The 15,136-nt window shown below is 33.4% G+C and carries 13 protein-coding genes and 1 pseudogene; 10 read left to right on the forward strand and 4 right to left on the reverse strand.

Features of this window, described 5'->3' with window-relative positions:
* Positions 1–201 (reverse strand): transposase family protein (locus BM183_RS19560; protein ID WP_139221562.1); only part of this gene is annotated, 201 nt, incomplete at its 3' end.
* Between the two features lie 337 nt (positions 202–538).
* Between BM183_RS19560 and BM183_RS19565 the strand changes: the two genes are divergently transcribed.
* The 4 genes from BM183_RS19565 to queA all read left to right on the forward strand — a co-directional run bounded on the left by BM183_RS19565 (position 539) and on the right by queA (position 5,531).
* On the forward strand, positions 539–1,657 hold the full coding sequence (locus BM183_RS19565; RefSeq protein WP_091689150.1) for a cysteine desulfurase family protein: 1,119 nt from the start codon (positions 539–541) through the stop codon (positions 1,655–1,657).
* Positions 1,658–1,695: 38 nt separating this feature from the next.
* Entirely contained in the window at positions 1,696–2,559 is an 864-nt protein-coding gene (locus tag BM183_RS19570) for a tRNA 2-thiocytidine biosynthesis TtcA family protein (protein WP_091689152.1), read from the forward strand.
* A gap of 281 nt (positions 2,560–2,840) precedes the next feature.
* Positions 2,841–4,442: a SpoIID/LytB domain-containing protein gene (locus tag BM183_RS19575; RefSeq protein WP_091689154.1), complete on the forward strand. Its 1,602-nt coding sequence runs from the start codon at positions 2,841–2,843 to the stop codon at positions 4,440–4,442.
* Positions 4,443–4,505: 63 nt separating this feature from the next.
* Entirely contained in the window at positions 4,506–5,531 is a 1,026-nt protein-coding gene (queA, locus tag BM183_RS19580; RefSeq protein WP_091689156.1) for a tRNA preQ1(34) S-adenosylmethionine ribosyltransferase-isomerase QueA, read from the forward strand.
* Between the two features lie 104 nt (positions 5,532–5,635).
* On the opposite strand, the gene BM183_RS19585 is transcribed toward queA, so the two are convergent.
* Both BM183_RS19585 and BM183_RS19590 read right to left on the reverse strand, forming a co-directional pair.
* A complete protein-coding gene (locus BM183_RS19585) occupies positions 5,636–7,030 on the reverse strand; it encodes a chitinase (protein WP_091689158.1) in 1,395 nt (464 codons plus the stop codon).
* A 558-nt stretch (positions 7,031–7,588) separates the two neighbouring features.
* A complete protein-coding gene (locus BM183_RS19590) occupies positions 7,589–7,870 on the reverse strand; it encodes a DUF503 domain-containing protein (protein ID WP_091689160.1) in 282 nt (93 codons plus the stop codon).
* A gap of 341 nt (positions 7,871–8,211) precedes the next feature.
* Between BM183_RS19590 and BM183_RS19595 the strand changes: the two genes are divergently transcribed.
* The 6 genes and pseudogenes from BM183_RS19595 (at position 8,212) to BM183_RS19620 (ending at position 14,528) form a co-directional block, all read left to right on the forward strand.
* Complete coding sequence (locus tag BM183_RS19595; protein ID WP_091689162.1) at positions 8,212–8,457, forward strand: cysteine-rich small domain-containing protein; 246 nt, start codon at positions 8,212–8,214, stop codon at positions 8,455–8,457.
* 235 nt (positions 8,458–8,692) lie between these two features.
* Positions 8,693–9,547, forward strand: a complete 855-nt coding sequence (locus BM183_RS19600; protein ID WP_091689164.1) for a S66 family peptidase — start codon at positions 8,693–8,695, stop codon at positions 9,545–9,547.
* A gap of 174 nt (positions 9,548–9,721) precedes the next feature.
* Positions 9,722–10,279, forward strand: coding sequence for a rubrerythrin family protein (locus BM183_RS19605; protein ID WP_091689166.1), 558 nt, complete (start codon positions 9,722–9,724; stop codon positions 10,277–10,279).
* 208 nt (positions 10,280–10,487) lie between these two features.
* Positions 10,488–12,052 (forward strand): annotated as a pseudogene (locus tag BM183_RS19610) (IS1182 family transposase); the annotation flags it as partial.
* Positions 12,053–12,418: 366 nt separating this feature from the next.
* Complete coding sequence (locus BM183_RS19615; RefSeq protein WP_091689168.1) at positions 12,419–13,117, forward strand: LytR/AlgR family response regulator transcription factor; 699 nt, start codon at positions 12,419–12,421, stop codon at positions 13,115–13,117.
* 139 nt (positions 13,118–13,256) lie between these two features.
* Positions 13,257–14,528, forward strand: a complete 1,272-nt coding sequence (locus BM183_RS19620; protein WP_170848092.1) for a sensor histidine kinase — start codon at positions 13,257–13,259, stop codon at positions 14,526–14,528.
* Positions 14,529–14,907: 379 nt separating this feature from the next.
* Here BM183_RS19620 and BM183_RS19625 read toward each other — a convergent pair.
* The coding region (locus BM183_RS19625; RefSeq protein ID WP_139221517.1) for a transposase at positions 14,908–15,136 on the reverse strand (229 nt) is incomplete at its 5' end.

Raw genomic sequence — 15,136 nt, forward strand, 5'->3', positions numbered from 1 at the left:
ATTCTTTAACTGAAAAGGAAGATCTTTTATCTTCTGCATACGATAGTCATGAATTCGCTTCGTTGAGTTACCACAGCATGGGCATATATGCGGTTTTGGAGTTGTCTCAATAAAAATATTTACACAAGTATCTGAATGTGTAATTTTAAATATTTTAATATCTTCTAAATTTAATAATAATCTGATATAATTAGGTTGCATGTATTTGCACCTCCGAGTGATGTTTGTGAGACTGACGCTTGGAGGTTTTTCTTTTATTATAAAATAAAATGTTAGAGTATACGAGTTTTTTCGTACACCCCAACACTTATTATAGAACCGTAAAAAGTGAATTGTATGGGAGGGATACTTTAAATGAAATCATAACATGGTGAAATGAAGGATTGTCTTGAATTGTTCCAATAGATAGAGTAAAATAATTTAGGTAATTATTATAATATAAAACTATAAGTTAGTTCATCTGGCTGTGCTTATGAAAAATTTAAAGTACAGCGCAACATTATAAGATGAAATCGCAATAGATTAGAAAGGTGTTACTATGATTTATTTAGATTATGCAGCCAACACCCCTGTTGACCCTAAGGTGCTGGACACGTTTTGTGAAGTATCTTTAAAATATATAGGTAATCCAAACTCACCATATAGAGCGGGTGCCGACGCAAATGAACGTATGAGACAGTCTACCATAGAGATCGGGAATTTATTGGGGGCAAAAGAGAATGAAGTAATCTATACTTCTGGTGCCAGTGAATCCAACAATATGGCTATAAAAGGAATGGCAGAAAGATACTCCAGATATGGTAAACACATTATTACAACCTATTTGGAACATGCTTCCGTAACGGGGCCGGTTACCGCATTACAGAACAGCGGATTCGAAGTTGATTTTGTTAATATTTCAGAGAATGGGCAAGTGGACTTGGAACATTTAAAAGAATTAATCAGAGAGGATACTATATTAGTATCCGTTTGTTATGTAGACAGTGAAGTAGGAACTATACAGCCAATAGAAGAAATTAGTAAGATCGTCCATGGAAAGTCACACTGTTATTTTCATGTAGATGGCACCCAGGCAGTCGGTAAGATTCCTGTAACATTTGAACCTGCGGATTTAATGACTTTCTCCGCTCATAAGTTTTATGGAATCAATGGAAGCGGTATCTTATTAAAGAAAGAATCCCTTATGCTGGAACCTTTGATTCACGGAGGACTAAGTACAACCACTTTCCGCAGCGGTACTCCTGCCCTTAGCTTGGCTGCAGCATTACAAAAGGCTCTTACAATTTCTTTGGATGAATTGGATAAAAGATATGATTATGTAAAGGAATTAAACAATGAATTGAGAGACAGTTTATCTGTATATGATATAGTTAAAATCAATACTCCTAAGGAGGGTTCTCCCTTTATACTCAACATTAGTATAAAAGGAATAAATACAAACAAATTGCAGGGAGAATTAGATAAAGAAAATATATACGTAGCCACAAAATCCGCTTGTTGTGCGCCCAATACGGTATCCAGACCGGTATATGCCATAACAAAAGATAAAAAGCTGGCTTTATCAACCTTGCGGATCAGCCTTAGCCATTTAACTACAAGAGAAGAAATAAAAGAATTTATGGATAAATTGGATAGGTGCCTGACATCTATGAAATAAAATTGGTTTGACAGTTACTTATAAGAAAGAGGATATGTATGGAAAATTATAAAGATGTAGAAAGAAGTATTATAAAAAGATTCCGAAAAGAGATATGGAGAAAATTTATAACTGCAGTTAATGATTATCAACTAATCCAAGAAGGAGATAAAATTGCAGTTTGTATCTCCGGAGGGAAAGATTCCATGCTCCTTGCAAAATGTATGCAGGAATTACAAAAGCATGGCAAAGTAAAATTTGAAGCAGAGTATCTTGTTATGGACCCGGGTTACAACCCATATAACAGACAGGTAATATTGGATAATGCAGAATATTTAAATATTCCCATTAAGATATTTGAATCCGATATATTCGATATAGTGGCAACTGTAGATGATTCCCCTTGTTACTTATGTGCCAGAATGAGAAGGGGTTATCTCTATAAAAATGCTCAGGCATTGGGTTGTAATAAGATTGCGTTAGGCCATCATTTTGACGATGTTATAGAAACCACTTTAATGAGTATGTTATATAGCGGACAGGTAAAAGGTATGATGCCGAAACTCCATAGTACCAACTATAAAGGGATGGAATTAATAAGACCATTATATATGGTAAAGGAAGCAGATATTATTGCATGGAAGAAATATAATAATCTTCAATTTATTCAATGTGCATGCCGTTTTACAGAGAACTGCGTACTTGGTGATAATGGTGGAGGCTCTAAACGTGTGGAAATGAAAGAGCTGATTAAGAAGTTTCGTCAGACCAATTCCATTATTGATATGAATATCTTTCGAAGTATGCATAATGTAAATCTGGATACGGTAATCGGGTATCAGAAGAAAAATAAAATGTATAACTTTTTAGAGGAATATGATCTATTTAATGAAAATGATGGCAGTAGTGAAGATGATATGTAATAACAGGAAGTCTAATGAAAAATTTTAAGATGTTATTCTGAGTATTGCAGGATGTCTAATAACGAAGAATCTAATAATAATGAATTATGAGCTTATGAACTTCTTCAGGTCATTGTTTTTCGAATAATAAATTAACTATAATGATAACTATAGATAAAATGTAATAGAAAAAGTACAATAGGAAATTACAATAACTTAGATACAGGTAAACAGAATACAAAATAAATGAAATAATAAATTAACGTAAAATCGGCGAAATACAAAAGAAATTAGGTGATTGCTTGAAGAAATATAATAAATTAATAATATTGATAATTTTTATTATTTTGGGAACATTTATGGTTCCCAATGTTCAGGCAGCAACAGATCAGCAGTACATCCGGGTAGGATTAGAAAGCCGTTTTAAAGACCGGAGCAAAATTACCATAAAGACTAAAAGAATTGGAATGGGCTATTCTGTTAATAACGGGTTTCGGGAAGAAGTTGATTTGGTCAGTAATTCGGGCTTTTCTTTTTCACCTGCCCAAGGGTATTATTTTAGTGTTCAGAAAGTCTTTAAAAATTACAGTCAGGCAAAGCAGGTTGTAGAGTCATTAAAAGAGCTTGATGTGAATGCTTATCCGGTTATATTGTACCGCAATACATGGAATGTTTACATAGGAGGAAGCACCGATAAGGAGAGTGTGAAAGTACAGCTTGGTAAGGTTACCGGACGTTTTGGTTTTACCTATTCGGATATTATGAAGGACAATCAATACCGCATATTGGTAGAAGGCCAGGGAGACTGTTTTCTAATTGATGTAGATAAATATATGGCCTACCCACAGTTTGTTTCCAGTACTTATAATTCTTCTGGAGTTCCCCTCCTGGATTTAGAATCCTTTCAATACCGGGGGCGAATTGAAATTGGAAGATATAAAAGTAATTCTTTAAAAGCAGTAAATATTGTGAATTTGGAAGAGTATTTATATGGAGTAGTGCCCGGTGAAGTAAGCAGCAGTTGGCCCAAAGAAGCCTTAAAAGCACAGGCAGTCTGTGCCAGAGGTTATGCTATACTAAAAGCCGGTTTTCGCAGTGACTCCACTGTGAATAAACCTTACAAAATAGACGATACAACAAAGAGTCAAGTTTATAAAGGATATAATGTAGAAACCAAGGCAACCAATCAGGCTGTGAATGAAACAAAAGGAGAAACGGTAACCTATAATAATAAAATTATTTCCACCTACTATTCCTCCACCAGCGGTGGAAGTACGGAAAATGTGGAAGATGTGTGGAGTATCACCTCCCCTTACCTTAGAAGTGTTCCTGATTTGTATGAAAATGAACCGGAACTGAAACCTTGGATAGTTAAACTTACAAAATCAGAGATATATTCTAAACTTTTAGATAGAGGAATGCAGGTAGGAAGTGTATTGGAAGTAATTCCGGAAATACGTACCAGCTCAGGAAGAGTATATTCATTAAGGATAAAAGGAACCAAAAAAAATGTGGTATTGCAAACTGAGATCATTCGCACTGCCTTATCCTTATATAGTACGAAGTTTAAAGTGATAAAATATGGAGATAAACCGGATACCGTGGTTATGCAAGGAAGCTCCGGAAGTGAAAGAAAACAAATAAGTAATAGTTACGTAATCGACGGAAACTATCAGGTGAAAAAAGCCAGCCAATCTTTGGAACAATATATTGTTTTAAGTGAAGATAATCGAACCAATTTTCCCAGGATCGTACCCAAAAACAATAACACTATTTATTTTGCAGGACAAGGTTATGGGCACGGTGTTGGTATGAGTCAATCCGGAGCCAAAGGAATGGCAGAGGCTGGATTTACCTATAAAGAAATTCTGGAACACTATTTTACCGGAACAAAAGTAAGATAACAACACATAGAGTGCAGATGATATCTTGTATTATCAAATGCCAGAACAGATTAGGAGAGCAGTATGACAAAGGAAGATTTTAATTTTTATTTACCGGAAGAGCTGATAGCACAAGATCCGTTAGAGGATCGTTCCAGTTCCAGATTGTTAGTATTGGATAAAGAAACTGGGGAATTAGAACATAAAGTTTTTAAAGATATTATTGATTATCTGAAGGAAGGAGACTGCCTTGTTATCAATAATACGAAAGTAATCCCTGCAAGACTTATTGGTGAAAGAGAAGGAAGCGGAGCTAAAGTTGAGCTGCTTCTCTTAAAAAGACAAGAAAATGATGTATGGGAGACATTGGTAAAACCCGGAAAGAAAGCAAAAACAGGCGATCGAATCAGCTTTGGAGATGGTTTACTGGTTGGAGAAATTATTAAAGTAGTGGATGAAGGCAACCGGTTGGTAAAGTTTTATTACGAAGGAATATTTGAAGAAATATTAGATAAACTTGGACAGATGCCTCTACCACCTTATATTACCCATCAGCTAAAAGATAAGAACCGCTATCAAACCGTTTATGCTAAGCATGAAGGTTCCGCAGCTGCTCCTACAGCAGGTCTGCACTTTACAAAAGAATTATTGGAGCAGATCGCTGCAAAAGAGGTAACAATTGCTAATGTTACTCTCCATGTAGGTCTTGGAACTTTCAGACCGGTAAAAGTTGAAAATATTAAAGAACATCATATGCATTCAGAATTCTATCATATTGAGGAGGAGGAAGCAGAAAAGATTAATAATACCAAGAAGAATGGCGGAAGAATCATCTGTGTAGGAACTACAAGCTGTAGAACTGTAGAATCAGCAGCAGGAGAGGACGGTATGGTAAAGCCGGGCAGCGGCAATACGGAGATATTCATATATCCGGGATACAAATTCAAAGTGCTTGATGCCTTAATAACCAATTTCCACTTGCCGGAGTCTACTTTAATTATGTTAGTTTCTGCTTTAGCAGGAAGAGAACATGTATTACAGGCATATGACGCAGCGGTTAAAGAAAGATATCGTTTCTTTAGTTTTGGTGATGCAATGCTAATAGTTTAACATCAAAATATAGTTTTGAAGATTATTTATTCTTATTCAATTGAGGGTGTTTCCTTTTTAAGTTCTAAAACTTACTAAAAGGAACACCCTCAAAATATGGATAGTTATTGTACAAATGTTGTCATGCCAACCGTATCACATTGCTCTCCTTGAATATTAGCATTCATCTTTTGTGAAAAAATCCGGTAATATCTTGCTCGGCGGGCAACTGCTCCAGTTCCGTTTTCTGACTGTCCGGATTCATTGTTGATTATCACAATGGTTAATCCAAAATTACCGTTATATTGTGCATTTGGGCTGCCTGCTTTTGGTTCCCAGATTCCGGTGATTACTTCGTGGCAAGAAGGTTTTGGAGGTTGCGGTGTCATCCAGAACCATATACCGGTCATGAAACCTAGTACACCATTACTTGTAAGGGATTCAGGGTTTTTTAAAAGTATAGAACTATCGCCTAAAATAACATCAGAGCAAAGGCCATAATTATAATTGTAGGATAATTGAATTGGTCCTCGACCATGGTAACTCTTTCCGGCTACAGGGAGGTAATTTGTTCCGGTGCTTTGTACATAACCTATAGCATTTGAACCGATATAACCTACCTCTTCATTAAAGTAAAGTCCAGTTAAAGAATCATTTTCCACTTCACCGCCGATTGTACCACCACCGGTTTCATGGGATATATTAGCTAGAAAACCTGCCAATTCTCTTTTTTGTGTATTGATATCACCTACAGCCAGAAAGGAGCCATAGTCACATATTTTAGTTAGGAGAGTCTTTGATTGAAGCCATTCAGCGTCAAAGTTCGGATCGGAATAAGTCAGTCTTTGTTCCTTTGTAGTCTTGTCCAAACGAATAATACGGTAGCACCATTCTGATCCTTCATACCATTGAACTTTAACAATGGTATTTGCCAAAGTTCTAAGAGCTTCCTTTAGATTATTGTAAGAATAATAATCTGGAATATTAGAAGTGTCTGGATAGTACTGTGCAGTTGCGGAACAATTCTTCCATTCCGGAGAGCCGAAGCGGTATGGGAAAAGCTCATTATAGGCTGACTCTTGTATAAGTTGGTTCAGTCTGTTAAGGGCATTTTCAGGTGAATACTCTGGATTAATACCCCCGTATAAGGAAAGGATCTCAGAATCTGTTAATATTTTGTTTATTGCTGCAGAACCTTCTTCCTTTTGATAATTCTTTTCATCCTCAGGAACGGTCCATTCTGCATCACCTACTAACACCCAGGGATCACCGGAATCTGGCTTTTGTCCAGCATTGGCATACCATTTGTTTTCATAAATTTTACCTATGTAATATACTCTTGTACCACTTTGTGAATAATTTTTGTAATCTTTCCAAAACGGATATGGCGGCTCAGTCATTTCACTGAGTGTCATAGAATTGGATAAAGGTGTTACTTCTGCCGCATGAATAGAGATTGAAGGAAAAAGGATAAAAACTAACAAAGAAAAACAAAGAATTCGCTGCAATTTTAATTTCATATAATCCTCCTATACGTTAGAAAAAGTTAATAGTTACAGTTGCTATTTTAAACCGATATATATTAAAAGTATATTAGCATAAATATTTTGGACAAACAATATGTAAATACTAATATTACCAAATAATGCAAAAAATACCAAAAAAAATAAAAAGTACATTATAATCTGTATTAAAATTAAATAGTAATTGTTGAATAAGAATAAGTATTGCAGTTATAATGTTGAAAATAGGGAAAATTAGGAAATGGAGAAAGAATTTCATATGTTCAGCGTTATCTGCCGTTATGATAAAAGAGTTAAACAGAGGATTGAGGAAATATATCATTTAACTAATAAGAGGATACCATATGGAATACAAGGAAGCACCTGAGGTTAAACAGGGGAGTAGTTTAACCAGAAATTGACTGGTATATACAGGAGAAATAGGCCTACTATACTGTAGAAGTAATGTGTAGGGATGATTATACCTATGGGGACTTAGTTACGATCAAAATGGATGTATTAAAAAATTATTAATAGGAATATATTCCTATTTAAGAAGAGAGTAGGAATTGTATTCTATAATATTTCTCTTTCCACATGCATAATCTCTCCTTCGGTATTACTTTCTATGAAATTTAAGATGGTATCAATCATACTATCTGCAATTCTGGAATCTGTTGTAACACATGCAATACCAAGTCCAATACTTTGATGCATATCCTGATTTTCTACTTCAGCTATAGATACATTGAATTTATTAGAAACTTTAGCACAAAGACTTTTTACTGTCATTCTTTTTTCTTTTAAGGAATGTACCCATGGTACGTGTATAATAATTTTAGCACTGCCTATAATCATAAAATTCCTCCATGTTTTTAGCTTTTATTTCCAGATAATTCTTTTGTAGTATTCTATTTTTAAACTTAATAATATATAATAGTATATCATGAATATAGAGCATGTTCATGATTTAGAGGCTCAACTTAGTGTTTGTGAATAAGTTTGCTGTGTGAGTACCCTGTTTTGTATGTCCTAATTTTATTTATTATATTATGAGCATGATCAAGAACTTGCTACTCCACTTGCCATTTTTATATTATATCATATTTAATATAATATAAAAGAATAGCAAATCAAATTGAAATATATTTGTACATACGAATAAGGAATTAAGAAATATTTATACGTAGGAGAATCCAATGAGTTATAAATTTTTTACCAATAAAGAATGCGAATACTATCCATGTCATGATTTGATGAATATAAATTGTCTGTTTTGCTTCTGTCCCCTCTACTATTTAGATAATTGTGGAGGAATTTACACAGTTCTTGAGGATGGGATGAAGGATTGCAGTAAGTGTATTATTCACCATTCTGAAAATGGATATGATTATATTATTAAAAAAATTAATGAGAACTCTAAAAAGAAACCTCCAATGGAGTAAGTGATTTTATAAATTGTCTATGAATTTATAATGGGTTCATTGGAAATTAAACTTCTTCATAGGATGACACAAGGCAGCACATATTTTAAAGGTTGATAGTTATATAAAGATAAAAAGAATTTATATAAGTGATTCTATCAAGGATTGAAAAGATATATAAATAGAAAGAATGCCATAAAATGATTTTTCAACCGTTATTTGTGGCATCTGCAAACAGAAGATATGAGGTGTAAGAATGTTACTAAGACAGGGAGATAAAGTGGGCATTGTAGGTTGTTCCAATGCATTATCAATGTCCAATAAAACAAATATAGATGAATTACTTAGAATTGTAGAAAGGTTTAGGCTAATACCGATATGCAGTGATTTTCTTTATGAAAAGTACTCTGTATTTAGCGGGGATGCTTTGGACAGAGGTAAAGCTCTTATGGATTTTTATTTAGATCCACAGATTAAAGCTATATTTGATATTTCAGGTGGAGACATTGCCAATGAGATTCTTCCTTATTTAGACTTTCAAGTTATAAAGAAGAACTATAAGCCCTTCTTTGGGTATAGCGATTTAACTACAATTATCAATTCATTATATTCTCAAACAGGATACTACTCTTATTTATATCAGTTAAGAAATCTAGTCTATGATGAGAGAGAAGAACAACAAGAGAGATTTGTTCATTCCCTGTTCCATAATAGCAACGAATTATATGACATAAATTATACATTTCTGCAAGGAGAAGGAATGAAAGGCATTGTTGTAGGCGGAAATATCAGATGTTTTTTGAAACTGGCAGGAACACCGTACATGCCTGATTTTAGGAATAAAATATTGTTCCTGGAGAGTCTGGGGGGAGACGTAGGATTAATGACCACTTACCTGAATCAATATAAACAAATGGGCGTGTTCCAAAAGATTAATGGTATACTCCTTGGTACTTTTACCAAAATGGAGAAAGAAAAATTACGCCCTACCATAGAAGAATTGGTGATTAACATTGTAGGGGATGTGAAGTTGCCCATTGGGAAAACAGAAGAAATTGGACATGGTGTCAACTCAAAATGTCTGGTTATTGGTAAACAATATATATTTTAAAAATTTTTTGTTTTTGAATGAACAAAGTGTATATATTGTGCTATCAAATATAAGAGTGCAAATACATTGACTTATAAAAGTAATTTTTGTACAATTATAGTATAATTTACAAATAGTAAAACAATAATATAAGGTAGCAATTTTAAATTTTATAAATAATAAGGAGGTAATATTATGGCAGTAAAAAATGCAATGACTAATGATTACTTACATTCTGCATATGGCGGAGAAAGTATGGCTCATATGAGGTACTTAACATGGGCTGCTATGGCTGAAAAAGAAGGGTTTAAGAATATTGGAAGACTATTTGAAGCCATTGCTTACGCAGAACAAGTACATGCAAATAATCACTACAAAGAAATAGATGGAGAGACTCCGGCAGATGCAACTGTAGTGGCAGGTGCAGTTTTTGGAACTGGTAAAACAGTAGATAATTTGCAAGGTGCCATCAACGGTGAATTGCATGAAGTAGAGCAAATGTACCCGGTATACCTAAATGCAGCAGAATTTCAAGATGAAAAAGGAGCCATGAGATCCTTCCATTTTGCCTTAGAAGCAGAGAAAATTCATGCAGATCTATTTGCTCAAGCACAAAAAGAAGCCAAGGAAGGCAAAGACATGGAATTTAAAGGCGTATATATCTGCCCAATCTGCGGACATACAGTACTTGATGGTGCTCCGGATAATTGCCCGGTTTGCGGTGCTAAGAAGGAACTTTATAAGGAATTCTAATATCAGATTACATTTTAATATGGTATTGCTAAATAAAGGGGCCGTTGCAAAATAAGTGAGTTATCACTTATGGAGCAATGGCTCCTTTTTCGTATAAAAAAATGAAAAAGGCAGATTCCGAAGAACCCACCTTTCATGGTATAATTAATTATGCTAATAACAAAATACACCACACTAAGATTAATCCGAACTTGGCCAAACTTATTAACTAGTTTTGCCATTAAGTTTGGAAGGTTTTGTTCCTGAAGATGATTCGGTCCGACTGCTGAGCCACCAATTGGAGGATTTAAATTACACAAAGCTTTATCTGGCTTACTCTGCCAAAGGCAGAAATCGAGCTGTAGACCCTAAGACCATGTTCATGATATTAACCTACGCTTATTCCTAAAATATTTATTCTTCCAGAAAAATCGAAAAAGCCTGTAAAAGAGATATAACTTCATGTAGCTTCTGGCTGGCCAGAAAGCGCCTGACCACAGTACGATTGCAAGATTCCGTATCGGCTTCCTTGCTGATGCCTGTGAAGATCTGTTCTATCAGATGGTCAGAAACTTAGCTGCTATGGGCGAACTGGGAAAAGAAACGGTATTTATTGATGGAACTAAGCTGGAAGCTTGTGCCAACAAATACACCTTTGTCTGGAAAAAGTCCGTGGGGAAATGGGAAGAAAAAATGTTTGCTAAAATCACTCAGGCTGTGGATTTGGTAAACCGGGAATACACAAAAGACTTTTCCATAGAAAAAGAAAGCCGGGGCAAAGATTTGCTAGAAGGTGTTTGATTTCCTGGATTCCTATTGCAAAAAGCAGGAGATTCCGTTTGTTTATGGTAGAGGAGAACGCAAAAGCAATCACCAAAAGTATCATGAGCTATTCCGACGTTTCTGGACAGACAGCTTCTTTATGACCTGCATCACTCAAGATTTCGTGGAAGAAACAGTTATTCCAAAAGATGTGGATGCGACGTTCATGCACATGAAAGATGATCACATGAGAAATGCCATAGATAAAACCGGGATATAACGTGCAGATTGCAGTAGACAGCGAATATGTCGTGTCAGCATATATCTTTCAGGACCGGAATGATGTGTGAACCCTGGTTCCATTCTTGAAACACATGGAGGAAAGCCTGGGATTTAAATATTCGAGTGTGACAGCAGATGCCGGATATGAAAGCGAGGAAGCGTATTGCTTCTTAGATGAGAATCAGCAGACTTATTATATCAAAGCGCAGATATATGAAAGATAGAAAAAAAGAAGCTTAAGAAGGATATCAGCAAACGGGAAAATATGAGATACGAGGAAGAAACCGATACCTATATTTGTCATGAAGGGCGTAAGCTGAAAGCTTTGTACGAAAAGAAACAAAAGAGCAAAAACGGCTATGAATCGGAAGTAACGGTATACGAATGCGAGGATTGAGGAACTGCCAGAACAAAGAAAAATGTACAAAGGCCAGGGGAAACAAGCGGCTGTATGTATCGAAGAAGTTTATAGAGAAACGCCAAAAATCCTATGATAACATCACAAGTGAGCGTGGAATTCTTTATCGGATGAATCGTTCGATTCAGGTAGAAGGTGCATTTGGAGTGTTGAAAAGTGATTATGAATTCCAAAGATTTCTATTGCGTGGGAAAACCAAAGTAAAACTGGAGATTCTATTGCTGTGTATGGGTTACAACATCAATAAACTACATGGGAAAATCCAGAATGAAAGGCTGGAAAGTCATTTATTCGAATTAATAAAAAGTGGCCAGAAAGAATGGCTTTATTAAGGTACGCAAAAAATCAGGGTTAGAATCCATACAAAAGGATTTTTACCCTGATTCTCTCTGAAAAAGGAAAGGTGTCGCTTAATAACTATAAATCAGCTATTTTTGCGACACCCCCTTATTTTATGGAATAACTATATGCTTGGAACAGTCACATACCATAGAAATAATGTATACTGTTAGCTTTACTGTTTAATAAGGATGCTCATGTAATTCTAAATAATATGTAGATATATAGGAGCAAATTTTATTTTCCATCAAGGGAACTTTCTTATCATTACTAAATATTGTTTGTAATTTGTATATAAATTGCCATATTTGTAAATAGGTGGTATAATAAAAAATAAGTAATAAAGGGGGAGTGGTTTTGTGCGAATAGCAATATGTGATGATGAGGAGATTATACTAGAGATTATAAAAGAAAAATGTATAACCATATTAAATGAGAGTAGTATCGAATATGATATTGCATTATTTAACAATGGAATAGAATTACTTAAAAAATTAGAAAATTTGGATATTATATTTTTAGACATTAATATGCCAGAAATAGATGGATTTTCTGTTGCTGAATTACTAAGAAAAGAAGGGTATGACAAATATATCATATTTCTAACAAGTAAAATAGAATATATGCAAAGGGCATTTAAAGTAAAGGCTTTCCGTTATTTACTAAAACCAATAGACGATAATCAATTGAAAGAAGCTTTAAATGAAGTTATAAAAGAATTGTTTTGTAAGACTAAAATAATATTAGAGCATAAAAATGGACAAGCTATTTTGGACATAAAAGAACTCATATATATTGAATCTCTTGGAGATAATACGGCTATCTATATGACTAATGAATATTACATAAGCAATAAGCCTCTTAAATATTGGGTAAATCAATTGAAGAACTTTTTTTATCAAACACATAAATCATATTTAGTAAATTTATCTTATGTGAAAAGAATTGAAGATAATTTTGCTATTCTAAAAAATAATATAAAAATCCCAATATCGTATCGAAAGAGTAATAATTTTAAAGTAACAATGAAAAATTATATAGTAAAAAATGCAAAATGATGGGGGAAATGATTTGCGACGCGAAAATTGTTCATTAATAAATTATTATCGTTATTAAAAGGGTTAAAGCGCCAGAATCGAGGTTAAAATGTATTTTGTAGTTTATTGGATTATACTTTATTTTTTGGAGCTTATTAAAATGGGGTTAATTACAGTAAAATTATTAGATTATAAGTCAAATAAAAAGTATTATACCTATTTTATAGGATTAATCAGCATGTTTTTAGTAATTAGTATTACATATATAGGTTTAATAAATGAAACTATATTAAGTTTTTTATTTATGATTATTATAATTTTTGTTTTTTATCAAGTACTTATCGGACACAGAAAATTTTTAGGTATTCTTCTTTCTCATATTTTACTTAGTATAATTGATATTATATTGTCTGGAGGTTTGGCCTTCCTTTTTAAAATTGATACAGATATGTTAATACATAATTATTTTATAAGGTTTATTGGTAATTTGTTAATTGTACCTCTTCTATTTATAATAGTTCTAATTAAAAATAAAAAAGATCTAAATATGGAAAGAATCAGATTATATTTAAAATCCCAACATATACTGTTGATGATTCTGGGAATATTCGCATGTGGGTTGTATATAGCTCCTATTCAGATATATGGATTAACAGAGAGTGGTTCATATGTAAGAAATCTAGTAACCTTTGGTTTTACAATAAGCGGGTTAGTGTTTATATTATTATGCATATTTTTCTTTCTGGGCAATGCAGATAAAATACAATATAGACAGATGATGGAAGCAAAAGAAAAGCTATTAGTACAACAGCAACAATATTATAAGGCCCGGATAGAAAAAGACGAAAATACTAAAAAGTTTAGACATGATATTAGTAATCATATATATTGTATGTCTTATTTATGTAAAGCAAAAAAATATGATGAACTGGAAAAATACCTTACCAGCATGGAGAGCACAATTCAGGAATTGAGTCTCAAAATTTATACCGGTAATGAAGTGCTCAATATTATAGTAAATGATTTGCTGGAAAGATATAAAGATAATCATATACAATTTCTATGGATCGGAATGGTGCCTGAACATATAAAACTTTCAGCTATGGACATATGTACCATATTCTCTAATCTGCTTATAAATGCCATAGAAGCAGTTGTGAAAATAGAGAATTATAGTAAGAGAATAATAAAGGTACAAATTAAGCTATTAGATGAAAATATGGTTATTAATATTAGTAACCCAGTTTCAGAAAAAATAAATATTATAAATAACAGATTAATCTCGTCGAAGAAAGACAAAGGTCAGCATGGCTATGGCAGCCTTAATGTGCAGGAGTGTGTCGAAAGATATAAGGGCGATATAAGCTATTCCTGTGATGTCAATTATTTTACTGTTGAAATATTGCTATATAATATGTTAATTATTAAATAAATATGACGTTTATCGGGAAAAACCATACGTTCATCAGGACAATATTGAAAACAACCTAAGTATAAAATAAAATATATTTAGGTTGTTTTTTGTACGAAAAGAGAGATGTTTAAAATATACTGTTTTTTATTAGTTTTCCAAAATATTTGTGTGATCTTGATATAGATATATAGTATTTGATTGAATTAATATTTAATAGAAAATTAAACCAATTTATTTATGTATATGTATAAGTTTTATACTTTTCATATAAATAAAATAGAAAGACCAACTATTAAAAGTCAATAGGTAAGTGAAAAAGTTTTTGAATATCAGATGTAAATTTATGCATAACAAAAAGACCTGTTTTCACAAGCCTAAAATCATATGAGATTAGTTTTTATTGTCTGATTTCATATGGTGTATTGTTTTTTAAGACTGCATGAATGGTATGGCATAGTTTTCTGGCAACTGCTCCGACAGCTACTTTGTGATGCTTACCCTCTGCTCGTTTTTGTTGATAGTAGGTAGAAAATACAGGGTCATAGTAGGAAGCAATAAAGGCAGCTTGAAAAAGAGCTTTTCTAAGATACGGTGAACCTCGTTTGCTCATTTTGTTACTTGTGGAT

Origin of the sequence: Anaerocolumna aminovalerica (genome assembly GCF_900115365.1) — a bacterium.
Taxonomy (GTDB): Bacteria; Bacillota; Clostridia; order Lachnospirales; family Lachnospiraceae; genus Anaerocolumna; species Anaerocolumna aminovalerica.

Excerpts from the sequence above, each read along its gene's own strand:
- BM183_RS19565 (WP_091689150.1), top strand. The coding sequence starts at position 539 with ATGATTTATTTAGATTATGCAGCCAACACCCCTGTTGACCCTAAGGTG.
- BM183_RS19570 (WP_091689152.1), top strand. The coding sequence starts at position 1,696 with ATGGAAAATTATAAAGATGTAGAAAGAAGTATTATAAAAAGATTCCGA.
- queA (WP_091689156.1), top strand. The coding sequence starts at position 4,506 with ATGACAAAGGAAGATTTTAATTTTTATTTACCGGAAGAGCTGATAGCA.
- BM183_RS19585 (WP_091689158.1), bottom strand. The coding sequence starts at position 7,030 with ATGAAATTAAAATTGCAGCGAATTCTTTGTTTTTCTTTGTTAGTTTTT.
- BM183_RS19590 (WP_091689160.1), bottom strand. The coding sequence starts at position 7,870 with ATGATTATAGGCAGTGCTAAAATTATTATACACGTACCATGGGTACAT.
- BM183_RS19595 (WP_091689162.1), top strand. The coding sequence starts at position 8,212 with ATGAGTTATAAATTTTTTACCAATAAAGAATGCGAATACTATCCATGT.
- BM183_RS19600 (WP_091689164.1), top strand. The coding sequence starts at position 8,693 with ATGTTACTAAGACAGGGAGATAAAGTGGGCATTGTAGGTTGTTCCAAT.
- BM183_RS19605 (WP_091689166.1), top strand. The coding sequence starts at position 9,722 with ATGGCAGTAAAAAATGCAATGACTAATGATTACTTACATTCTGCATAT.
- BM183_RS19620 (WP_170848092.1), top strand. The coding sequence starts at position 13,257 with ATGGGGTTAATTACAGTAAAATTATTAGATTATAAGTCAAATAAAAAG.